A 20,461-nucleotide genomic window follows, 5' to 3' on the forward strand; every position below is an offset into this window, starting at 1 on the left:
GCCGGTCGCGGGCGGGGCAGCGGCGGGCGGGCCGGCGCGTCGGACGGCGCGGGCTCCGGTGTGGTCCCCGGTCCCGTGCGGTGCGGCGCGTCGGCTTCATCCCCCTGCATCACTGCCGGAACGTACGCGACCCGGTCAAGGCGCCGCGTCGCCCGTACGGACGAGATGCTGAGTAAGCCCGTAACCTCCCAAGATGTCGGACTAGCCGCGCGAACTGACCGCCCGGGCGAGGAAGCCGAGGTTGGCGGGGCGTTCGGCGAGGCGCCGCATCATGTACGCATACCACTGCGTGCCGTACGGAAGGTAGACCCGCACGGTGTACCCGAGTTGGGCGAGGCGCAGCTGCTCGTCGGGGCGCACGCCGTACAACATCTGGATCTCGAACTCGTCGGGGTTGCGGTCGAACCACTTGGCCCGGTCCTCGCCGATGGCGACCAGTCGCGGGTCGTGCGTGGCGATCATCGGGTAGCCGGTGCCGGACATCAGGACGTTGAGGCAGCGCACGTACGACTTGTCGACCTCCAGCCGGGACTGGTAGGCGACCGACTCGGGCTCCTTGTAGGCGCCCTTGCAGAGCCGGACCCGAGAGCCGGTGACGGCGAGCTCGCGGCAGTCGGCCTCGGTGCGGCGCAGGTACGACTGGACGACGGCCCCGGTGGTGGGGAACTCGGCGCGCAGCCGGCCGAGGACCTCCAGGGTCGAGTCGGTGGTGGTGTGGTCCTCGGCGTCGAGGGTGACGGTGGTCCCGGCCTCGCTCGCCTTGGCGCAGATCGCGCGGGCGTGCTCGTAGGCGACCTTCTCGTCGAAGACCTGGCCGAGGGCGGACAGCTTCAGGCTCACCTCGGCGGCGGGGGTCAGCTCGGCGGCGTGCAGGGCGTCGAGCAGCTTCAGGTATTCCTCCCGGGTCGCCTCGGCCTGCTGGGGATTGGTGGTGTCCTCCCCCAGGTGGTCGATGGTGACGGCAAGTCCGGCGGCGACGAGCTCGCGGGTGCGTTGTAACGCGTCCTCCACATGCTCTCCGGCGATGAACCGGCGCACGATGCTGCGGCTGACCGGGGCGGTTTCAACGATCCGCTCGACCCGATGTGAGCGGGCGGCGGCGAGGATGACCGATCTGAGCATGTGCCGAGCGTAGACAGAACCGCCCGACTCCGGTGACGCCTGGTCGCCAGTGTGGCATTTCTTGACTACCTTGGTCGGGTGGACTTCGACGCGTATGCGCGGACCGCCGTCGACATCGTCAACGCGCCGCTCGAAAGCATGCAGGATCTCGCCGCCCTGTTCGGCGAGGACAGTTGGCAGACCGCCGAGGCGACGGAGCGCGATCTGATCGCGTTCCGGCGTGCCCGGAAGCGGCTGCGGGAGGTGTTCGAGCACGGCTCGTCCGGCCGGGACGTCGCGGCGGTCGCCGAGCTCAACGCGCTGCTGGAGGTTTATCCCATGCAGCCGCGCATCTCCGGTCACGACACCCACGACTGGCACATGCACGTCACCGGTCGCGGGTCCTCGGTCAGCTCGGAGCTGCTCGCCGGCGCGGCGTGGGGCCTGGCGGTGTGGCTGTGCGAGCACGGCAGCTCCAGGTTCGGCGTCTGTGCGGACGAGCGCTGCGGCAACGTCTACCTGGACACGTCGTCCAACTGCTGCCGACGGTTCTGCTCGGAGCGGTGTGCGACCAGGTCGCACGTCGCGGCACACCGGGCCCGCAAGCGTGCCGCCGAAACGGGCGCCACACTCGCACCGTCGCAGGTAGGGGTGGGCGAGGCCGATCGGGCGGTCGTGACCGCGTAACTGCGCGAAACGGCCACACACGCCGCCAACTTCGGCATATCTTGCGTGTTGTGGTTCGCTTCACCGCGTGCCCGACCAATCCGATTTAACGGGTAAAGTCGGACATGCGGGTAGGGCGATGTTGGGTCGTGGCACCAGTTCGCGGCGCTCGACACCGGGGTCCCGCACCGGATCACGACGCCCTACGAAGGAGAAACAGCACCATGGCACAGGGAACCGTGAAGTGGTTCAACGCTGAAAAGGGCTTCGGCTTCATCAGTGTCGACGGCGGCAACGACGTCTTCGTCCACTTCTCCGCCATCGCCGAGGACGGCTACCGTAGCCTCGACGAGAACCAGCGCGTCGAGTTCGAGATCAAGCAGGGTCCGAAAGGCCCTCAGGCCGAATCCGTCCGCAAGCTCTGACCGGCGACTTCACGGCCCGGCGCGCATTGGCGTGCCGGGCTTTTTCCTGCCTGTCGACTCGGCCCTGCCCAACCCCCCTCAGCCGGCGATTGCCGGCTCCCACCCGACAAATACGAAAAATCGGATAAGTCTGGCGCTCGCGCCGGACTTATCCGGGGGAACGGGGCGAGGGCGGTCGGCCTTGTTACACCTTGCTCGGTTCGACGGTGGGGGTGGTGGCCAGGTGCCGGCGGGCGAAGTGCAGGGACTCCGCCAGGTCCGCCTCGCGGTCGGCGCGGCTGCTCGCCTTGCGGGTGCCGACCTCGACCGCGACCGACCCGGTGAACCCACGCCGCTCCAGCGACCCCAGCAGCTGCGCGCACGGCTGGGTGCCCCGGCCGGGCACCAGGTGCTCGTCGCGGCCCTTGCCGGTGCCGTCGCCGAGGTGCACGTGGGCCAGCCCCGCGCCCATCGTGTCGGCGAGCCCGATCGCGTCGGTCCGGGAGGCCGCGCAGTGCGAGAGGTCGAGGGTGTACGCGTCGAAGCCGGTGATCGTCGGGTCCCAGCCCGGCGCGTACGGGACGAACTCCCGCCCGACGCCCCGCAGCGGGAACATGTTCTCCACCGCGAACCGGATGCCCGGGAACGCCTTGCCGAGCTTGGCCAGGCCGCTGCTGAAGGTCCGCGCGTAGTCGCGCTGCCAGGCGAACGGCGGGTGCACCACCACGACCGGCGCGCCGAGCGTGTCGGCGAGCACCGCGGCCCGCCGCAGCCGCTCCCACGGGTCGGGGCTCCACACCCGCTGGGTCACCATCAGGCACGGCGCGTGCACCGAGCCGACCGGCACGCCGTAGTGCTTCGACAGGCCCGCGAGCGCGCCCGCGTCCTGGCTCACCGCATCGGACCAGACCATCACCTCGACGCCGTCATACCCGACGGCGGCCGCCATCTCGAACCCGGCCGCGGTCGGCTCGGGGAAGACTGACGACGTGGACAGCAGCACCGGCACTCGATGACTCACTCCCCCAGGCTAGCCCCAGCCGGGTAGCGTCTCCTGTCGATCAACTCGACTCCAGCACTTCCAGCCGGCGAAGAATCACCCCTTCGCGCAGCGCCCAGGGACAGATCTCGACCTCGTCGATCCCGAGGGTGCGCATCGTGACCTCGGCGACGACCGCGCCGGCGAGGATCTGGTGGGCGCGGCCCGGGCTGACCCCGTCGATCTCGGCCAGGGCCGCCGACGGCATCCTGCGGATGAACGACAGCACCTGGTGCAGCCCCACCCTGGTCAGCTTCCGCGGCGCCCGCGGCCCCGCGGACGACGGCGCGGCGCCGGCCAGGCGGGCCAGGGTCCGGAACGTCTTCGAGGTCGCCACCGGCCGGTCCCAGCCGGCCTCCATCAGCCGCTTCGCCGGCCTGGCGATCTCGGCCTCGGCGTATTCGCACAGCGCCTCGACGGAGGCCCTGGCCGGCGGGTCGCCGTCGAGTCGCTCGCGGGTCAGCCGTCCCGCGCCGAGCGGCACGGACAGCGCCACGTCAGGCTCCTCGTCGATGCCGGTCGCCAGCTCCAGCGAGCCGCCGCCGATGTCCATGACCAGCAGCCGCCCCGCCGACCAGCCGAACCAGCGGCGCACCGCCAGGAAGGTCATGATCGCCTCGGCCTCGCCGGACAGGACCTGCAGGTCGACGCCCGTCTCCTCGCGGACCCGCCGCAGGACCCGCGCGGAGTTCTTCGCGTCCCGAACCGCCGACGTCGCGAACGCCAGAAGGTCGTCGGTCTCCAGGGCGGACGCCGCGTCGCGGGCCTCGGCGCACGCCGCCACCAGGCTGTCGGCGCCGGCCTTGGTCAGCTCCCCGTTGGTCCCGATCTTCTCGGCGAGCCGCAGCTCCGCCTTCTGCGAGTGTGCGGGCCACGGATGGGCGCCATGGTGCGCGTCGACCACCAGCAGGTGGACCGTGTTCGAGCCGACATCCAGCACACCGAGCCGCATCCCTTCACCGTAATGCCGTGACGGGACGCGTACGCTTCACCAAATGGAGATTCACGTCGCGGTCGACGGCACCGGCGAGCCAGAGACGCCGCGCGACCTCGAGGTCGATCTCGACTTCCCGCGGGAGTTCCTGGAGTTCACCGACCCCGCGGACGCCGACCACCTCGTGCGCGCCGACCTCACCTGGCTGCTGTCGAACTGGACCTGTGTCTACGGGCAGGGCTGCCACGGCATCATCGAGGGCAAGGCCGAGGAGGGCTGCTGCTCGCACGGCGCGTTCTTCACCGACGACGACGACGAGAAGCGGGTCCGCGCCGCCGCGAAGCGCCTCACCCCGGAGCACTGGCAGCACTACCGCCGCGGCTTCAAGAACTACACCGAGTGGGACACCATCGACGGCGAGTCGAAGGCCCTGCGCACCGCGACCCGCCCCGGCGCCGGCTGCGTCTTCCAGAACGACACCGACTTCGCCGGCGGTGGCGGCTGCGCCCTGCACGGCCAGGCTCTCCGCGACGGCGTGCACCCGCTGGAGTACAAGCCCGACGTGTGCTGGCAGCTGCCCGTGCGGCGGGACCAGGACTGGCGCAAGCGCCCCGACGGCACCAAGGTCCTCGTCTCCACCCTCGGCGAGTTCGACCGCCGCGGCTGGGGCGAGGGCGGCCACGACCTGCACTGGTGGTGCACGTCCTCCCCCGAGGCGCACGTCGGCGCGAAGCGGCTCTACCAGGAGTACGAGGCGGAGCTCGTCGCCCTCATCGGCCGTGCCGCCTACGCGAAGCTCGCCGAGCTGTGTGCGGAGCGCGCCCGGCAGGGCATGGTCGCTCCCCACCCGGCGACGACGGTCGCCCTGACCCTCCTGCCGACCCGCAAGTCCTGACCTCAGCCACAGGACCAGCGGCCGGGGCTCAGTCGTCGTCGGAGCTGGACTCCGAGCGGGTGCGGCGGGACCTCGCGAAGAGGGAGTAGCCCACGGCGGTCATGGACAGCCCGATGAGGATGCTGGGGACGGCCGCGGCCCAGCCCGTGCGGGCGATGGCGGTCCAGGTCGAGCTGATCGCGAGGATCACGCCGACCAGCATCATGAGCGTCCCGGCGGGGCCGGAGTTGAAGCTGCGCACCCCAGGAAACGCTACGGGTCGCGGGGTGTCCGGTGTGTGACAACGCCCGAACCCGGCGGTCGAACCGGCCCGCGGTGCAATAGGTTCATCCGGTGACCGAAGAGATCTTCCCCGGGGTTGAGCTGGGTGAGGGCACCGTGGTGGAGCCAGGTGCGCGGATCGGGGTGCCGCCGCGCGGCGCGGCACCCGGCGAACTGCCGACGATCATCGGGCCGGGGAGCCGGATCAGGTCCGGGACGGTGATCTACGCCGGGGCGCGGATCGGGGCCCGGTTCCAGTCCGGGCACGGCGCGATGATCCGGGAGAACAACGTCATCGGCGACGGCTGTTCGGTGGGCACCAACGCGGTGCTGGAGCCGGGCAACCGGATCGGCGACGGCAGCCGGGTCCACTCGCACTGCTTCCTGGAGAACGTGACGCTCGGCCGCCGGGTGTTCCTCGGCCCGGGCGTGGTCTTCACCGACGACCCGCACCCGCCGTGCCCGCGCTACGACGAGTGCGTCGGCGGGGCCACGGTCGAGGACGACGCCTCGATCGGCGGCAACGCGACGATCCTGCCCGGTGTCCGGATCGGGGCCCGGGCGCTGGTCGGCGCCGGGTCGGTGGTGACCCGGGACGTGGCCCCGGACACCGTGGTCGCGGGCAGCCCGGCGCGCGAGAAGCGCAAGACGTCGGAGCTGGTCTGCGCCCCCGGCCACTTCGCGAAGCCGTACGAGTGGCGCGAGGCACTGGACTCGTAGCACCCCGGCACTCAAGTCGGCGGCCGATCGGCCGAACGTGTAATCGTGACCCTGCCCGCGATCAACGCTCTGGTCGACGTGGTGCTGATGGACGGCGAGGCCTATCAGTCCCGCGTCGAGGACGTGACCGGCAAGCGGCTGACCGTCGCCGCGCCGTTCGGCGTCAACGGCGCCGACATGCCGAAGCTCGGCACCTCCGTCGAGCTGGCGTGGGTGGCGGGCGACCGGCGGCAGGCCGTCGACGTCCGGCTGGTCGAGCTGAGCAAGGAGCACCCGCCGCGCTGGAGCCTGGAGGCCGTCAGCTCGGTGCGGCTGCAGACCCGGCGCAACTACGTGCGCGGCGGGGGCGGCGAGAACGTCGAGGTCGGCAAGGACGGCACCGTGTTCCGCGGGCGGGTCATCGACCTGTCCGAGGGCGGCGTGCGGTGCCGCCTGCACGAGGACCGCTTCGAGCGCGACGACCGGGTCGACCTGCGGATCGCGCTCGACGACGAGACGATCGCGATCCGCGGCACGGTGCTCTTCGTCCGCCGCGACCCGGAGAACGACGCGTTCGACGTCATCATCACGTACGAGACGTCCGAGAACATGGGACGGGCGATCCGCGGCTACGTCCTGCGCCGCGAGATGGAGGAGCGCCGCCGGGCCCGCGAGTCCGTCGCGAACGCCGGGTGAGCCGGGGCCCGGCAGCTTCCTACGGCTCGAACTTGTAGCCGAGGCCGCGCACGGTGACGATGAAGCGCGGCGCCGACGGCTCCGGCTCGATCTTCGAGCGCAGCCGCTTGACGTGCACGTCGAGCGTCTTCGTGTCGCCGACGTAGTCGGCGCCCCAGACCCGGTCGATCAGCTGGCCGCGGGTGAGGACCCGGCCTGCGTTGCGCAGCAGCAGCTCGAGCAGCTCGAACTCCTTCAGCGGCAGCTGGACCGCGTCGCCGGCGACGGTGACGACGTGCCGGTCGACGTCCATGCGGACCGGGCCCGCGGACAGCGTCGGCGGGGCCAGCTCGCCGACCGTGTCGACCTGCCGGCGCAGCACGGCGCGGATGCGGGCGACCAGCTCGCGGGGCGAGTACGGCTTCGTGACGTAGTCGTCGGCGCCGATCTCCAGGCCGACGACCTTGTCGATCTCACTGTCCCGGGCCGTGATCATGATGATCGGCACGTTGGACTTGGTCCGCATCTGGCGGCAGACCTCGGTGCCCGACATCTCCGGCAGCATCAGGTCGAGCAGGACGATGTCCGCCCCCGTGCGGTCGAACTCCGTGAGGGCCTCGGTGCCGGTCGCCGCGATGGAGACCTCGAAACCTTCCCTGCGGAGCATGTACGACAACGGGTCCGAAATGGACTCTTCGTCCTCGACCACGAGTACGCGCGCCAACGTGCTGTCCTTTCGTAGTTGCCGGGGAGCCGCACTGCGCTGCGAACCGCGGGTCTGATGTTGCGATTGGGTCACAATCATGGGGTGCCTCCGATCTCAACGGACGGCGGTAGCGCCAGCGCGGCATCTGTCGGACGCGCGGGGAGCCGCAAGGTGAACGTCGAGCCAACTCCGACCGTGCTGACCACGTCAACCCGGCCGCCGTGGTTGGTCGCGATGTGCTTGACGATCGCCAGGCCGAGGCCGGTGCCACCGGTCGCGCGGGACCGGGCCCGGTCGGCCCGGAAGAAGCGCTCGAAGATCCGGTCGATGTCACGCGGCTCGATGCCGATGCCCTGGTCCTCGACCGCGATCTCGACGTAGCTGGCGTCGGCGTCCGTCAGGACCCGGGTCGACAGGCTGACCGTGGTGTTCTCCGGGGAGTAGGCGATCGCGTTCTCCACCAGGTTCACCACGGCGGTGACGAGCTGGTTCTCGTTGCCGTAGACGGTCAGCCCGCGGGTGCCGCTCGACGCGACCTCGATGTGCTTCGCGGAGCCGGGCGTCTTCGTCCGGTCCAGCACCTCGGCGACGATCTTGTCGACCTCGACGGGCTCCGGCTCCGGCAGGGGCTCGGCGCCCTGCAGGCGCGACAGCTCCAGCAGCTCGGAGACGAGCCGGCCGAGCCGGGCCGACTCGTGCTTGATCCGCTCCGCGAACCGGATCGCGGCCGCCGGGTCCTTGTCGGTGGCGTCCAGCAGCGCCTCGGCGAGCAGCTGCAGGGCGCCGACCGGGGTCTTGAGCTCGTGGCTGACGTTGGCGACGAAGTCGCGCCGGACCCGGGCGACCCGGTGCGCCTCGGTGACATCGGTCGCCTCGATCGCGACCCGGCCGCCGTCCAGCGCCACCGCCCGCACGTTGACGCCGAGCGGGTCGCCGTGGGTGAGTCGGGGCAGGTCGAGCTCGACGACGCGGGTCACCCCGTTGCGCCGGACCTGGGTGGCGAGGCTGCGCACGATGGTGTGCGCCTCCTCCGCCGCGCCCTGGCGCTGCCGGACCAGGCCCATCTCGCGGGCAGCCGCGTTGACCAGCACAGGCTGGTCGGTGTCGTCGAGCACGACGACACCGACCAGGAGGGCGTCGAGGATCTCGGTCATGGCCGAGCCCATCGCCGCGCTGTCGGCCTTCGACTGCCGGAACTTCCAATCCACGACCTGATGGTAGGAGGTCGCTTACCCGACGGACGGTGGTCCAGGGCACGAAACGGGCTCACATCACCCAGTGTTCACTCTCGCGCGGGATGAAGTTCACCGGATGCGCCGGTGCGGGACCTACCGTGAGGGACACCACGATAGGAGAACCATGCGCGACGAATACCGTGCCGACCTGCTGCAGGTCAACCGTCTACTGGTTTCGATGGCGGACGCCGTCCGCAGCGCGATGATCCGTGCCACGAAGGCGCTGCTCACCGCCGACCAGACCGACGCCGAGGAGGTCGTGGCCCGCGACGCGGAGGTCAACGCCCTCTACCGGCTCGTCGAGGACAAGGTCTACGACCTCTGCGCCCGCCAGGCGCCGGTCGCCTCCGACCTGCGGGTCGTGCTGACCGCGCTGCACCTCGCGGCGGACCTCGAGCGCATGGGCGACCTCGCCGACCACGTCGCGAAGACGGCGCTGCGCCGGCTGCCCGAGGTGGCGGTGCCGGAGCCGCTGATCGCGACGTTCGAGGAGATGGGCACGGTCGCCGACCGGATCGCCGGCAAGATCTCCCGCGCGATCTCCAACCTCGACGTGGTCGCCGCCGGCCAGCTGGACCGCGACGACGACGAGATGGACCGGCTGCACACCAGCCTGTTCGAGACGATGTTCGGCCCGAAGTGGACCGAGAGCACGCAGGCCGCGGTCGACACCGCGCTGCTGGGCCGCTTCTACGAGCGCTACGCCGACCACGCCGTCAACGCCGGCCGTCACGTCGTGTTCCTCGTCACGGGCGAGTCGTTCGACTCCACGCAAGCCTGAGACCCACGAGAAGAGGGGGCCGCTTCCGCGGCCCCCTCTTTCTGTATGTGAGCAGTTACCGGCCCTGGTTGGCGACCGCGGCCGCGGCCTCCTTGGCCGCCTCCGGGTCCAGGTAGGTGCCGCCGGCCGTGACCGGCCGCAGCGCCGCGTCGAGGTCGTAGCGCAGCGGGATGCCGGTCGGGATGTTGAGCTTGGCGATGGCCTCGTCGGAGATGCCGTCGAGGTGCTTCACCAGGGCGCGCAGCGAGTTGCCGTGCGCCGCGACCAGCACGGTGCGGCCGGCGAGCAGCTGCGGCACGATCTGGTCGTACCAGTACGGCAGCATGCGCTGCACGACGTCCTTGAGGCACTCGGTGCTCGGACGGATGTCCGGCGTCAGGTTCGCGTAGCGCGGGTCGGAGGCCTGCGACCATTCGTCGTCGTCGGCGATCGGCGGCGGCGGCACGTCGTAGGAGCGGCGCCAGAGCATGAACTGCTCCTCGCCGAACTCCTCGAGCGTCTGCTTCTTGTTCTTGCCCTGCAGGGCACCGTAGTGCCGCTCGTTGAGCCGCCAGCTGCGCTGGACCGGGATCCAGTGCCGGTCGGCGGCGTGCAGGGCGATCTCGCTGGTGCGGATGGCACGGCGCAGCACTGACGTGTGCACCACATCCGGCAGCAGACCGGACTCACGGAGCAGCTCGCCGCCCCTGCGGGCCTCGGCCTCTCCTTGGGCGCTGAGGTCCACGTCGACCCAGCCGGTGAACAGGTTCTTCGCGTTCCACTCGCTCTCACCGTGCCGCAAGAGCACCAGTGTCCCGACTTCACTCATGCCGCAATCTTCCCGCACTGAATCACTTCGACAGCACCGGACCTCCAATGTAAGGATGCGGGCGTGCCGCGCAGCTTACAAAAACGGTTACCGTCCCAGTTCTGGGTCGTCTGGACCGCCACCCTGATCAACCGTGCCGGCGGGTTCGTCGGCATCTTCCTGACGATCTACCTGACGACGGAGCGCGGGTTCAGCGAGTCCACGGCCGGGTTCGTCCTCGGGCTCTACGGGCTCGGCGGCGCGATCGGCGTCACCGGCGCCGGCCACCTGACCGACAGGTGGGGGCGGCGGCCGACGGTCCTGCTGGCGATGGGCTCCGCGTCGGTGCTCATGGTGGTCCTGGGGCTGGCGCACAGCCGGCCCGCGATCATGGCCGGCGCGCTCGCGCTGGGGATCGCCGCCGAGGGCGCCCGCCCGCCGCTCGGCGCGATGATCGCCGACCTGGTGCCGGCGTCCGACCGCGGCCGGGCCTTCTCCGTGTACTTCTGGGCGATCAACCTCGGCTTCGCGACCGCGGCGATCCTCGCCGGGTTCGCCGCCGGCAGCGGCTACCTGACGCTGTTCCTCGCCGACGCCGCGACGACCGGCGCCGCGGCGGTCCTCATCGCGGTGCGGATCCGCGAGACGAGGCCCGCGACGACGGCGAGGACCGAGCAGCGGTCCGGCCTGGGCACGCTCGGCCGCGACCGGGTGTTCCTCGGGTTCGTCGTGTGCAACCTGCTCATCGCGCTCCTGCTGCTCCAGCACATGGCGATGCTGCCGATCGCCATGATCGACGACGGGCTGAGCCCGCGCACGTTCGGCGTGGTGATCGCGCTCAACGGCGTCCTCATCGTGCTCGGCCAGCCGCTCGTCACCCGCCTGCTCGCCACCCGCCGCGAGGCGCTCGTCGCGCCGGTCGCCGCCGTGGTCATGGGGGTCGGCTTCGGCCTCACCGCGCTCGCGCACACCCCCGCCTGGTACGGCGCGACCGTGCTGCTCTGGACGGTCGGCGAGATGCTCAACGCCCCGTCCAACGCCGCGCTGCTGGCCGGGCTGTCACCGGTCGACATGCGGGGCCGCTACCAGGGCGCTTACGGGCTGTCGTGGCAGGCGGCGTCGTTCCTGGCGCCGACGCTCGGCGGCGCGGTCCGCGAGCTCGCCGGCAACACCGCGCTGTGGCTGGGCTGCCTCGGGCTGGGCCTGGCCGCCGGGGCGTGGAGCCTGCTCGCCGCGCCCGCCCGGGAGCGCCGGGTGACCGAGGTCACCGCCGCCGCGGAGGCGCCGGTCGAGTTGGCTAAGATCTAACTGTAAAGAGCATTAACAATTCTGGAGCAAACGTGCGCGTGTGGTACCGGTCCACGATCGGTGGTCTGCCGAGGATGTACTGGTACCTCTGGACCGGCATGCTCATCAACCGCGTCGGCGGGTTCGTCGCGCTGGTGCTCTCGCTGTACCTCACCGCCGACCGCGGCATGAAGCCCGGCGCCGCGGGGCTGGTCGTCGGCCTCTACGGCATCGGCGGGATCGCCGGCGTCCTGCTCGGCGGCGTGCTCGCCGACCGGTGGGGGCGCCGGCCGACGCTCCTGCTGGCTCACTTCGGCGCGGCGGCGTTCGTCGGCGGGCTGGCCCTGACCCGGGACATCCCCGCGATCGCCGCCCTGGCCGCGCTGCTCGGGCTCATGCACTCCATGCCGGGCCCCGCGTTCGTCGCGGCGATCGTCGACGTGGTCCCCGCCGCCGACCGCAACCGCGGGTTCAACCTGCAGTTCTGGGCGATGAACCTGGGCATGGCCGCGGCGTCCGTCATCGCCGGCGCGCTCGCCGAGGTGAGCTTCCCGCTGCTGTTCGCCGTCGACGCCGCCGGCACGCTGGTCACCGCCGTGCTGCTGCTGTGGAAGGTCCACGAGACCAGGCCCGCGACGCGGACGATGGGCGGGCCGGCCAAGGGCGGGCTGCACACGGCGCTGACCGACCGGGCGTACCTGGCGTTCGTCGGGCTGAGCCTGCTGCTGGCCGTCGTCACCATGCAGAGCTCGACGATCCTGCCCCTCGCGATCAACGCCGACGGGCTGCGGCCGACCGTGTACGGCTCGGTCGTCGCCTACGCCGGCCTGCTCATCGTCGCCGGGCAGCTCTTCGTGCCGAAGCTCATCGACCGCTGGCGCAAGGGCACCACGCTCGCCGTCGCCAACGTGTTCCTCGGGCTCGGCTTCAGCTGCGTCGCGCTCGCCTCCGGTGTGCCCGGCTACCTGGTCGCGGCGACCGTCTGGACGATCGGCTCGATGCTCGCCGCGCCACCGAACGCGGCCGTCATCGCGGAGCTGTCGCCGGAGGCACTGCGCGGGCGGTACCAGAGCGTCTTCTACCTGATCTTCCCGGCGGCGAGCTTCATCGCGCCCGCGGCCGGCGGCGTGAGCCTGGAGTTCCTCGGCGACTGGCACTGGGTGATCTGCGGCGGGCTCGGCGCGCTCGCCGCCGCCGGTCACCTGCTGATCCAGCCGGCCCGGGAGCGCCGGGTCGCTCAGGCCGAGAAGGAGCGTTTAGCGGTGCCGGTAGCGGGGTAGACGCCGCCCTTCGACGTGACAGGGGGCGAAGTGGACGGTTTGACGGCGAAGCTCGAGGCGCCGGACCCCGGCACGGTCGTCATCCGGCTCGACGGGGAGCTCGACCTCGCCACCCGCGACCACCTTTCCGAAGCGGTGCGGGCGGTGCTGCCCGTCTTCCGGCCGGGGGCGCTGGTGGTGGACCTGGCCGGCGTGACGGTGCTCGACTCCGCCGGGATCGGCGCGCTGGTCGGCTGCTGGAAGCTCGCCAAGGAGACCGGCTGCACGCTGAGCCTGCGCAACCCGCGCCCCCTCGCCTACGCGCAGCTGCGGCTGACCGGCCTGCTGCCCGTCTTCGCGCTCAGCTAGAGCGTCCCGTCGTACCTGGCGGCGCCGCTGACGGTGGCATCGGCGCGGAGCCGGCCCTTCGCGGCGCCGTCGCTGTAGAGGGTGTACCGCAGGAAGTCGAGCATCGTCCTGGACACGGCCTGGTTGGCCGGTGCCGAGCCGAACAGCCCGCCGCCGTGGTCGCCGCCCAGCAGCGTCAGGAACGCCTTGGGCCAGCTGCAGCCGTCGTACAGGCCGCGGCCGCTGCTGTAGGGGACGGTGCCGTCGGCGTCGCCGTGGATGAACAGCACCGGCGTGGCGGCGCCGCTGAACTTCCCGCCCATGCCGCCGCCGGAGACGATGATGCCGCCCTTGAGCCGGGCGTCGCGGCCCGAGCCGGACAGCATGCCGGCGGTCGTGTAGCCGCCCGCCGAGTGGCCGCCCGCGGCGACCCGGCCGGTCTCGATGTGACCGGCGAGCGCGGCGCCGGCCTTCGTGTCGAGCTTGAGCACCTCGGTGATCACGGCGGACGCGTCGGCGGGCTGGTTGCCCATGTCGTTCTGGTTGAACGGGTTCGCCGCGGAGTTGGTGAACGGGTAGGCCGGCGCCGCGACGACGAACCCGGCGGCGGCGATCTTCGCGGTGACGCCCTGGTAGCCCTCCGGCGAGCCGTGCAGGCCGTGGCTCCACAGGACCAGGGGGAACCTGCCCGCGGCGACACCCGCGTTGCTCTTCGGCGAGCCGCCGGCCGCCCCGATCGCCGGGTAGAAGACCAGGGTGCGCAGCGTGCGGCCGGCGCGGCTGAACGTGAACTGGCTGACCCCGACGGCGAACGTCTGGGTGGGCGCCTTCACGGCGGGCGGCGCGGCGCTCTTCGAGGCGGCGGCCGACGCGGACCCGGAGGGCGCGGCCCCGGCGGCGGCCAGGGCGGCGACGGCGTCCCCGCTCGCGGCATCCTCGCCCGCGTTCGCGTCCGCGGATACGGACATTTCCGGATTCGCCGATGCGTCGGTCTTCGCGCCGCAGCCGGCCAACGTGACGACGAGCAAGAGACCGGCGAGAGCACCGCGCATCCGCATGCGAGAGAAACTACGGCTCTGCGACTTTGTGCGTCTTTACGCCGGACTTAAGTTTGGGGCCGATGCCCAGTCCTGAAAACTCGTACCGGCGGCAGCGGGTGGCGTGCACCCCCAGTCCACGACCACCCGCTCTGCTGCGGTCTTTCGACCGCGCGGTGCCGCCGGTTGCAGTGGTCGCCCCGCCCGGACAGACCACTGCGAGTGGGCCCGTGAAGGCCCAGAAACACCCCCGTCGCTCCCCAACTTCAGGAATCGCCGGTATCCGTGATTGACGGTACGCGGCGAGGAATTGCAGCGACAAGTAACGGGACTGTCGGCTCCCTCACACACTTGAAATAATTGAAATCAATCGAAGTGCTGGAAGCCCGGCCACAGGTCGGCCCAGGTGCCCCTCAGCCCCCGGCACACGAAGACGCGAGCTGTTTGCTCTTCGTTCTCCACGCCGTAACCATTGTCCAGATTCGCCTTGAACTCGCATGATACGAACGCCGGCGAGCGGCTCGGGTCACCCTGTGTCACGAGCACGACGACGGTCGCGGACTCCGGCGGCGGGCCGAGCCGGTGCAGCTCATTCTGTCCACTGTAGACATCCGGCAGGCCGAGGGCCCTGCCGTAGCGGTCCAGGGCGCCGGCCTCGCCGTAGTTGCCGGTCACGAGCACCGTGTGCGGCTTGTCCTGCGCCGGGAGGGCCTCGTACACGTCGGCGACCTGCCGCACGTACCGGCGCCAGCCGACCTGGTCGGAGATGCCCTGGTTGATCGCGGGGATCGGCGTCCCGCCCACGACGCCGACCGGCAGCACCGGCAGCGACATCAGGATCGCGAAGCCCACGTTGACCGCGGCGCCGGCGACCAGGATCCAGCGGCGGGTCACGCGCCGCGCGACGGGCACGGCGCCGATCGCGAACAGCGCCGACAGCAGTCCGACCGTGTAGTACGGCTGGCCGGCGATCACGAACAGGAGCACCAGCATCAGCGGGTACGCCACCCCGAGCGCCCGGATCGGGCGCAGCGCCGGGTTTCGCAGGAGCGTCACGATGCCGGCGACCCACACCGGCACGAAGAACGGGCCCAGCCACGCCAGCTGCAGCGGGATCAGGGTGATCCTGGCCTCGTCGCCCTTGTTCTCGGCCAGGGCCGCGGCCATGTCGAGCTGCGGGAAGCCGTTGGCGATCTGGTACAGCAGGTTGGGCAGCCCGACGACGAGCGCGATGCCGGCGCCGGCCCACAGCCACGGCGACAGCAGGACCTTGCGCGGCCCGGCGACCAGCAGCCCCGCCGCGAACGTGAGCAGCAGCAGGATGACCAGGTGTTTGTTGTACAGCGCGAGCCCGGTGACCAGCCCGGCGGCCAGCCAGTACCGTGGCAGCTCCCGCAACGACGCCCGCATGACGCACAGGACGACCCCGAGCCAGACCAGCAGGTCCGGCCCGGTGGTCAGGGTCAGGTGCGTGGACACCAGGGCGAACGTGGTCAGCGCGCCGGTCCCGGCGAGGGTCTGCGCGACCGCGCCGCCGCCGGCCTCGCGGGCGATGAGGGCGAGCAGGAAGACGGCGGCGGGCAGGAACAGCACGCCGGGTAGCCGGATCGCCCACGCCGAGTCGCCGAAGACCTCGGCGCACAGCCGGATCAGCAGCGGCGTGAACGGCGGCTGGTCGACGTAGCCCCAGCTCGGACGGTCGCCGAGCATGCGGAAGTACAGCTCGTCACGGTGGTAGTCATAGCGGTTGATCGTCAGCAGGAGCGCGACGGCGGCCGTGGCCGCCACCGCACCGACAGGTCTCCAAGCGAGCGGCGCCCGTTCGATCACCGGCTCAGAGTAAGCTAGCTCGTACGCTCCACGAAGGCCGTGAATGCCTTGAGATTGTCGAGGGGCTCGCCGCGCTTGACGCGCCACTCCCACTCGCGGCGGATCGCGGAGCCGAAGCCGATCTCCAGCATCGGGTCGAAGCTCTCGTCGGCGTAGGTCAGCACCGCGCCGAGCAGCCGGTCGAGCTCCTCCTCGGTCACCGCGTGCAGCGGCAGCCGGCCCATCAGGTACACGTCACCGACCGTGTCGACGCTGAACGCGACGCCGTACATGCGCGAATTGCGCTGCAGGAGCCACTGCCACAGCTCCTCGCGGTTCTCGTCCGGGTGGCGCATCACGAACGCCTCGACGCGCAGCGTGTGCTCGCCGACGATGAGGTTGCAGTTGGTCTTCTGCTTGTGGGTGCCGGGTAGGACCGCCACGTAGGCGTTGTCGCCGGTCTTCTCCCAGGCGATCTCGCGCTCGTCGCAGACCCGCTCGATCAGCTGGCTCACCGTCTCTCTCATGACATCGCCGCCAGCAGCTCGGTGTCGCGGTGCGTGGTGAGGGCGTCGCGGTACGCGGCGAGCAGGCCGCTCGCGGTGTGGCTCCACGAGAACTCGTGGGCGTGCCGGACGGCGCCTTCCGAGAGCTCCCGGCGCCTCGCCGGGTGGGCCAGCAGGTCGCCGAGGACGGCGGCCCAGTCCTCCGGGCGGTGCGTGTCGACCAGCACCCCGGAGACCCCGTCACGGACGGCGGTCACCAGCCCGCCGACGGCCGCCGCGACGACCGGTGTGCCACATGCCTGCGCCTCGATCGCGACCAGACCGAACGACTCGTTGTAGCTCGGCACGGCGACCAGGTCGACGGCGCGGAACAGCTCGGCGAGGTCCTCGCGCGGCTGCGGGGCGAGGAACCGCACGCAGTCGGCGATGCCCAGCTCGGCGGCGAGGTCCATGAGCGCGGTCGGCCGGTCCAGGCCCGAGCCGCTGGGGCCGCCGCAGACGGCGACGACCAGCTTCGCGCCCAGCTCCGGGTCGCGGGCGCGCAGCTCGGCGGCGGCGCGCAGCAGCACGTCGGGCGCCTTCAGCGGCTGGATCCGCCCGACGAACGCGACCACCAGGGCGTCCTCGGGGAGGCCGAACTTCTGCCTGTTCCTGCCGTCGCCGGGGGTGAACGTCTCCAGGTCCACGCCGGGCGGCACCACGCTGACCCGGCGGGGGTCGGCGGCGTACAGCTCGATCAGGTCGGCGGCCTCGGCCGGGGTGTTGGCCACCAGGCCGTCGGCCGCGGCGACGACCTGCTCCTCGCCGATGACGCGGGCCATCGGCTCGGGCTTGTCGCCGTCGGCGAGCAGCTGGTTCTTCACCTTGGCGAGCGTGTGGGCGGTGTGCACCAGCGGGACGCCCCACCGGTCCTTCGCCAGCCAGCCGACCTGACCGGACAGCCAGTAGTGGGAGTGGACGAGGTCGTACCAACCGGGCGCCTGCGACGCCTCGGCGCGCAGGACCCCGTTGGTGAACGCGCACAGCTGCGCCGGCAGGTCCTCCTTGGCCAGGCCCTCGAACGGGCCGGCGATGACGTGCCGCACGAGCACGCCCGGCGCCATCTCCACCACCGGCGGCAGCTCGCTGCACGTCGCCCTGGTGAAGACCTCGACCTCGACGCCGGCCCGGGCCAGGCGCTCGGCGACCTCGACGATGTACACGTTCATGCCGCCGGCGTCGCCGGTGCCCGGCTGGTCGAGCGGGGACGTGTGCACGGACAGCGTCGCGACCCTCCGCGGGAGAGAGCGACGGGACTGCGGGGTGTGCCTGTGCAGCGAGTCGACCCGCGCCACGTCGGTGCTCCTTCATCTGTTGCCGGACGGTTACATCTTCCCAACCGTCCATGTTCCCTCGCGGGCGGCCGTCTACCCACCGTTGCGTTCATCACTGCGGTTCGCGGTGCATGCGGAAGGATGGTCGGCATGTCTTCTCCTGTTGCCGTTGTGACCGGCGCTTCCAGCGGTATCGGCGCAGCTACCGCCCGCCGTCTGGCCGCCGAGGGCTTTCACGTGGTGGCCGTTGCCCGGCGCGCCGAGCTGCTCTCCGCGTTGGTGGACTCGCTGCCGTCGGCAACCGTGGTTGTGGCCGACATCACGTCGGATGCAGACATTTCACGACTTGTCGACACAGTCGCCGCGTTGGGCGCGCCCGTGGAGCTGCTGGTCAACAACGCCGGCGGGGCCATCGGCGCGGAGACCGTCGAGGAGGCCGACCTCAGCGACTGGCAGTGGATGTTCGAGGTCAACGTGCTGGGCACGGTCCGGGTCACCAAGGCGCTCCTGCCGCTGCTGTCCGCCTCGGGCCGGGCGACGATCGTCGTGATCTCCTCCACGGCTGGTCTCATCGTGTACGAGGGCGGCGGCGGCTACACGGCGGCGAAGCACGCCCAGACGGCGGTCGCGGAGACCCTGCGGCTGGAGCTGAACGGCCGCCCGATCCGCGTCGTGGAGATCGATCCCGGCATGGTGAAGACCGACGAGTTCGCCCTCAAGCGGTTCGAGGGCGATTCGGAGAAGGCCGCCGCCGTCTACAAGGGCGTGGCGGACCCGCTGGTCGCCGAGGACATCGCCGACTGCGTCGCGTGGACCGCGACCCGGCCGCACCACGTCAACATCGACCGGCTCGTGGTCCGCCCGCTCGCCCAGGCCGCCCAGCACAAGGTGCACCGGGTGACGTGATGCGTGTCCTCGGCGCGATCACGCGCGGGACCACCAATCCCAACCGGCTGCGGCGGGTCGACAACTGGATCGCGGTGACGCTCGGCCCGGTGCTGGCCCGCGCCGACGCGCCGCTCGTCGTCGACCTCGGGTACGGCGCCTCGCCCGTCACCACCCTGGAGCTGCGCCGCCGCCTGCTCGACCTGCCGGGCCCGCCGGTCCGGGTGGTCGGCCTGGAGATCGACCCGGAGCGGGTCGCGGTCGCGCAGCCGTTCGCCGACCCGCCGTTCCTGGAGTTCCGCCGGGGCGGCTTCGAGCTGGCGGGGCTCGCGCCGACCGTGGTCCGGGCGTTCAACGTGCTGCGCCAGTACGACCTGGAGGCCGTCCCCGCCGCGTGGGCCGCGATGACCGCGACCGGGGCGGTCCTGGTGGAGGGCACCTGCGACGAGCTCGGCCGGCTGGCGTCCTGGGTGACCGTCACCGGCGGCGTGCCGCGGACCCTGACCCTCGCCAGCCGCCTGTCCACGTTGGACACCCCGGCGACCCTGGCCGAGCGGCTGCCGAAGTGCCTCATCCACCACAACGTGCCCGGGCAGCCGATCCACGCGCTGCTGTCCACACTGGACACCGCCTGGCGCGCGGCGGCGCCGCTGTCGGCCTTCGGGCCGCGCCAGCGCTGGCGGCGCGCGGTCGAGGCCACCCGGGACGCCGGCTGGCCCGTCCTGGACCGCCCCGCCCGCTGGCGCCTGGGCGAGATGACGGTCCCCTACAGTTGCCTCGCTACAGAGAGCAGTTGACGAGGACCGGCTCGGGGTGCAGCCGCACGCCGAACTTCTCCTGGACCCCGTGCTGGATCGCGCGCGCCAGCCCGAGCAGCGCGGCGGTCGTGCCGGTGCCCCGGTTCGTCAGGGCGAGGGTGTGCTTGCCCGACAGCGCCACGCCGCTGGCCGGGTCGCCGTAGCCCTTGCCGAACCCGGCCCGCTCGATGAGCCACGCCGCGCTGAGCTTGACCATCCCGTCGGGCGCCGGCCAGGCGGGCGGCTCGCCGGCGGCCCGGCGCACGTGCTCCACCGCGTCCGCCGCCACCACCGGGTTCGTGAAGAACGAGCCCACCGAGAACGTGTCACGGTCCGACGGGTCCAGGACCATCCCTTTGCCGGCGCGCAGCTTCAGCACCGTCTCGCGCACGTCGGCGAGCGGCGCCGACTCCCCTGCCTGCACGCCGAGCGTCCTGGCCAGCTCCGCATACCGGATCGGCGTCGACAGCGGCGACACCGCCAGCTCGAACGTCACCGACAGGACCACGAACCGCTCGTTGTGCTTGAAGACGCTCGTCCTGTACGCGAAGCCGCACGCGTCCCTCGGCAGCGTGACGATCTCGTCGCGGGTTCGGTCGTACGCCCGGACGGCGGTGATCGTCTCGGCGACCTCCTGCCCGTACGCCCCGACGTTCTGGATCGGGGTGGCGCCCGCCGACCCCGGGATGCCCGACAGCGACTCGATCCCCGCCCAGCCGTTGGCGACCGCCGCCGCCGCGACCTCGTCCCACGGCTGCCCCGCCTGGACGGTCAGCCGGACGCTCCCGCCCTCTTCCTGCACGTGGATCCCGCGCTGCCGCAAAAGCACCACGGTGCCCGGAAACCCCTCGTCAGCGATCACGACGTTGCTGCCTCCGGCGAGGACGAGCACCGGTTTTCCGGTTCGTACCGCGGTGACCGCCTCCTCCTCCGAGGTCACCTCCACCAGTTCCCCGGCGGGGCCACCGAGGCGCAGAGTGGTCAGGTCGGCGAGGCTGGGCGCGGACGCGGCTGCTTCGGGCACCGCACCAGAGTAA

At 71.5% G+C, this 20,461-nt stretch carries 22 protein-coding genes and 1 pseudogene; 11 read left to right on the plus strand and 12 right to left on the minus strand.

Translation table 11 applies throughout. The annotated features are described in order from the left end of the window. Positions 1–201 precede the first annotated feature (201 nt). On the minus strand, positions 202–1,122 hold the full coding sequence (locus tag ABZ321_RS40750; RefSeq protein WP_354901039.1) for a proline dehydrogenase family protein: 921 nt from the start codon (positions 1,120–1,122) through the stop codon (positions 202–204). A gap of 78 nt (positions 1,123–1,200) precedes the next feature. Between ABZ321_RS40750 and ABZ321_RS40755 the strand changes: the two genes are divergently transcribed. Together ABZ321_RS40755 and ABZ321_RS40760 are read left to right on the plus strand one after the other, a co-directional pair. Further along, complete coding sequence (locus ABZ321_RS40755; protein ID WP_344511571.1) at positions 1,201–1,788, plus strand: CGNR zinc finger domain-containing protein; 588 nt, start codon at positions 1,201–1,203, stop codon at positions 1,786–1,788. 203 nt (positions 1,789–1,991) lie between these two features. Next, the gene (locus tag ABZ321_RS40760) at positions 1,992–2,192 is read left to right on the plus strand and encodes a cold-shock protein (protein WP_344511569.1); all 201 of its coding nucleotides are present in this window, start codon (positions 1,992–1,994) and stop codon (positions 2,190–2,192) included. A 184-nt stretch (positions 2,193–2,376) separates the two neighbouring features. On the opposite strand, the gene ABZ321_RS40765 is transcribed toward ABZ321_RS40760, so the two are convergent. After that, a complete protein-coding gene (locus ABZ321_RS40765; protein WP_344511567.1) occupies positions 2,377–3,192 on the minus strand; it encodes a sugar phosphate isomerase/epimerase family protein in 816 nt (271 codons plus the stop codon). A 40-nt stretch (positions 3,193–3,232) separates the two neighbouring features. Continuing rightward, the gene (locus ABZ321_RS40770) at positions 3,233–4,162 is read right to left on the minus strand and encodes a Ppx/GppA phosphatase family protein (RefSeq protein ID WP_344511565.1); all 930 of its coding nucleotides are present in this window, start codon (positions 4,160–4,162) and stop codon (positions 3,233–3,235) included. 43 nt (positions 4,163–4,205) lie between these two features. Between ABZ321_RS40770 and ABZ321_RS40775 the strand changes: the two genes are divergently transcribed. Then, a complete protein-coding gene (locus ABZ321_RS40775; protein WP_344511563.1) occupies positions 4,206–5,039 on the plus strand; it encodes a hypothetical protein in 834 nt (277 codons plus the stop codon). 28 nt (positions 5,040–5,067) lie between these two features. Here the strand turns inward: ABZ321_RS40775 and ABZ321_RS40780 are convergent, their stop codons facing one another. Beyond that, positions 5,068–5,280 carry a hypothetical protein gene (locus ABZ321_RS40780; protein ID WP_344511561.1) on the minus strand — a complete coding sequence of 71 codons (213 nt, stop codon included), beginning with the start codon at positions 5,278–5,280 and terminating at the stop codon, positions 5,068–5,070. 92 nt (positions 5,281–5,372) lie between these two features. Between ABZ321_RS40780 and ABZ321_RS40785 the strand changes: the two genes are divergently transcribed. Both ABZ321_RS40785 and ABZ321_RS40790 read left to right on the plus strand, forming a co-directional pair. Beyond that, positions 5,373–6,020, plus strand: a complete 648-nt coding sequence (locus tag ABZ321_RS40785) for an acyltransferase (protein WP_344511560.1) — start codon at positions 5,373–5,375, stop codon at positions 6,018–6,020. A 45-nt stretch (positions 6,021–6,065) separates the two neighbouring features. Beyond that, on the plus strand, positions 6,066–6,695 hold the full coding sequence (locus tag ABZ321_RS40790) for a PilZ domain-containing protein (protein ID WP_344511558.1): 630 nt from the start codon (positions 6,066–6,068) through the stop codon (positions 6,693–6,695). Positions 6,696–6,714: 19 nt separating this feature from the next. Here ABZ321_RS40790 and ABZ321_RS40795 read toward each other — a convergent pair whose 3' ends face one another. Both ABZ321_RS40795 and ABZ321_RS40800 read right to left on the minus strand, forming a co-directional pair. After that, positions 6,715–7,398: a response regulator transcription factor gene (locus ABZ321_RS40795; protein ID WP_344511556.1), complete on the minus strand. Its 684-nt coding sequence runs from the start codon at positions 7,396–7,398 to the stop codon at positions 6,715–6,717. A 77-nt stretch (positions 7,399–7,475) separates the two neighbouring features. Continuing rightward, positions 7,476–8,522: pseudogene (locus ABZ321_RS40800) on the minus strand (ATP-binding protein); the annotation flags it as partial. A gap of 217 nt (positions 8,523–8,739) precedes the next feature. Between ABZ321_RS40800 and phoU the strand changes: the two are divergent. Next, positions 8,740–9,396, plus strand: coding sequence for a phosphate signaling complex protein PhoU (phoU, locus tag ABZ321_RS40805; RefSeq protein ID WP_344511554.1), 657 nt, complete (start codon positions 8,740–8,742; stop codon positions 9,394–9,396). Positions 9,397–9,451: 55 nt separating this feature from the next. On the opposite strand, the gene ABZ321_RS40810 is transcribed toward phoU, so the two are convergent. Next, the gene (locus tag ABZ321_RS40810; RefSeq protein WP_344511552.1) at positions 9,452–10,204 is read right to left on the minus strand and encodes a phosphoglyceromutase; all 753 of its coding nucleotides are present in this window, start codon (positions 10,202–10,204) and stop codon (positions 9,452–9,454) included. Positions 10,205–10,267: 63 nt separating this feature from the next. Here ABZ321_RS40810 and ABZ321_RS40815 point away from each other — a divergent pair, with 63 nt between their 5' ends. From ABZ321_RS40815 to ABZ321_RS40825, 3 genes are all read left to right on the plus strand, one after another. Continuing rightward, complete coding sequence (locus ABZ321_RS40815; protein WP_354901044.1) at positions 10,268–11,491, plus strand: MFS transporter; 1,224 nt, start codon at positions 10,268–10,270, stop codon at positions 11,489–11,491. A 74-nt stretch (positions 11,492–11,565) separates the two neighbouring features. Continuing rightward, on the plus strand, positions 11,566–12,750 hold the full coding sequence (locus ABZ321_RS40820; protein ID WP_354901146.1) for an MFS transporter: 1,185 nt from the start codon (positions 11,566–11,568) through the stop codon (positions 12,748–12,750). Positions 12,751–12,789: 39 nt separating this feature from the next. After that, the gene (locus ABZ321_RS40825; protein ID WP_344511548.1) at positions 12,790–13,098 is read left to right on the plus strand and encodes an STAS domain-containing protein; all 309 of its coding nucleotides are present in this window, start codon (positions 12,790–12,792) and stop codon (positions 13,096–13,098) included. Here the strand turns inward: ABZ321_RS40825 and ABZ321_RS40830 are convergent. From ABZ321_RS40830 to mshA, 4 genes are all read right to left on the minus strand, one after another. Continuing rightward, positions 13,095–14,045, minus strand: a complete 951-nt coding sequence (locus tag ABZ321_RS40830; RefSeq protein WP_354901046.1) for a chlorophyllase — start codon at positions 14,043–14,045, stop codon at positions 13,095–13,097. The two genes, ABZ321_RS40825 and ABZ321_RS40830, sit on opposite strands and share 4 nt — an antisense overlap. 435 nt (positions 14,046–14,480) lie before the next feature. Beyond that, positions 14,481–15,944 (minus strand): glycosyltransferase family 39 protein, encoded by a 1,464-nt coding sequence (locus tag ABZ321_RS40835; protein ID WP_354901048.1) that lies wholly within the window; start codon positions 15,942–15,944, stop codon positions 14,481–14,483. 14 nt (positions 15,945–15,958) lie between these two features. Then, on the minus strand, positions 15,959–16,450 hold the full coding sequence (locus ABZ321_RS40840; RefSeq protein ID WP_354901050.1) for a YbjN domain-containing protein: 492 nt from the start codon (positions 16,448–16,450) through the stop codon (positions 15,959–15,961). After that, a complete protein-coding gene (gene mshA / locus ABZ321_RS40845) occupies positions 16,447–17,763 on the minus strand; it encodes a D-inositol-3-phosphate glycosyltransferase (RefSeq protein WP_354901052.1) in 1,317 nt (438 codons plus the stop codon). The genes ABZ321_RS40840 and mshA overlap by 4 nt, the downstream gene beginning before the upstream one ends. A 129-nt stretch (positions 17,764–17,892) precedes the next feature. Here mshA and ABZ321_RS40850 point away from each other — a divergent pair, with 129 nt between their 5' ends. Further along, positions 17,893–18,648 carry an SDR family oxidoreductase gene (locus ABZ321_RS40850; protein ID WP_354901053.1) on the plus strand — a complete coding sequence of 252 codons (756 nt, stop codon included), beginning with the start codon at positions 17,893–17,895 and terminating at the stop codon, positions 18,646–18,648. Next, positions 18,648–19,424 carry a class I SAM-dependent methyltransferase gene (locus ABZ321_RS40855; protein WP_344511631.1) on the plus strand — a complete coding sequence of 259 codons (777 nt, stop codon included), beginning with the start codon at positions 18,648–18,650 and terminating at the stop codon, positions 19,422–19,424. The genes ABZ321_RS40850 and ABZ321_RS40855 overlap by 1 nt, the downstream gene beginning before the upstream one ends. Here the strand turns inward: ABZ321_RS40855 and ABZ321_RS40860 are convergent. Further along, a complete protein-coding gene (locus tag ABZ321_RS40860) occupies positions 19,408–20,448 on the minus strand; it encodes a UDP-N-acetylmuramate dehydrogenase (protein ID WP_354901055.1) in 1,041 nt (346 codons plus the stop codon). The genes ABZ321_RS40855 and ABZ321_RS40860 overlap by 17 nt on opposite strands. Between the last annotated feature and the right edge of the window lie 13 nt (positions 20,449–20,461).

The sequence above is a fragment of the Dactylosporangium sp. NPDC006015 genome (genome assembly GCF_040614215.1).
GTDB lineage: Bacteria > Actinomycetota > Actinomycetes > Mycobacteriales > Micromonosporaceae > Dactylosporangium > Dactylosporangium maewongense.

Bases quoted from the DNA above. Each gene is read 5' to 3' on its own strand.
- ABZ321_RS40750 (WP_354901039.1), bottom strand. From the start codon at position 1,122: ATGCTCAGATCGGTCATCCTCGCCGCCGCCCGCTCACATCGGGTCGAG.
- ABZ321_RS40760 (WP_344511569.1), top strand. From the start codon at position 1,992: ATGGCACAGGGAACCGTGAAGTGGTTCAACGCTGAAAAGGGCTTCGGC.
- ABZ321_RS40770 (WP_344511565.1), bottom strand. From the start codon at position 4,162: ATGCGGCTCGGTGTGCTGGATGTCGGCTCGAACACGGTCCACCTGCTG.
- ABZ321_RS40775 (WP_344511563.1), top strand. From the start codon at position 4,206: ATGGAGATTCACGTCGCGGTCGACGGCACCGGCGAGCCAGAGACGCCG.
- phoU (WP_344511554.1), top strand. From the start codon at position 8,740: ATGCGCGACGAATACCGTGCCGACCTGCTGCAGGTCAACCGTCTACTG.
- ABZ321_RS40810 (WP_344511552.1), bottom strand. From the start codon at position 10,204: ATGAGTGAAGTCGGGACACTGGTGCTCTTGCGGCACGGTGAGAGCGAG.
- ABZ321_RS40820 (WP_354901146.1), top strand. From the start codon at position 11,566: ATGTACTGGTACCTCTGGACCGGCATGCTCATCAACCGCGTCGGCGGG.
- ABZ321_RS40830 (WP_354901046.1), bottom strand. From the start codon at position 14,045: ATGTCCGTATCCGCGGACGCGAACGCGGGCGAGGATGCCGCGAGCGGG.
- ABZ321_RS40840 (WP_354901050.1), bottom strand. From the start codon at position 16,450: ATGAGAGAGACGGTGAGCCAGCTGATCGAGCGGGTCTGCGACGAGCGC.
- ABZ321_RS40850 (WP_354901053.1), top strand. From the start codon at position 17,893: ATGTCTTCTCCTGTTGCCGTTGTGACCGGCGCTTCCAGCGGTATCGGC.
- ABZ321_RS40855 (WP_344511631.1), top strand. From the start codon at position 18,648: ATGCGTGTCCTCGGCGCGATCACGCGCGGGACCACCAATCCCAACCGG.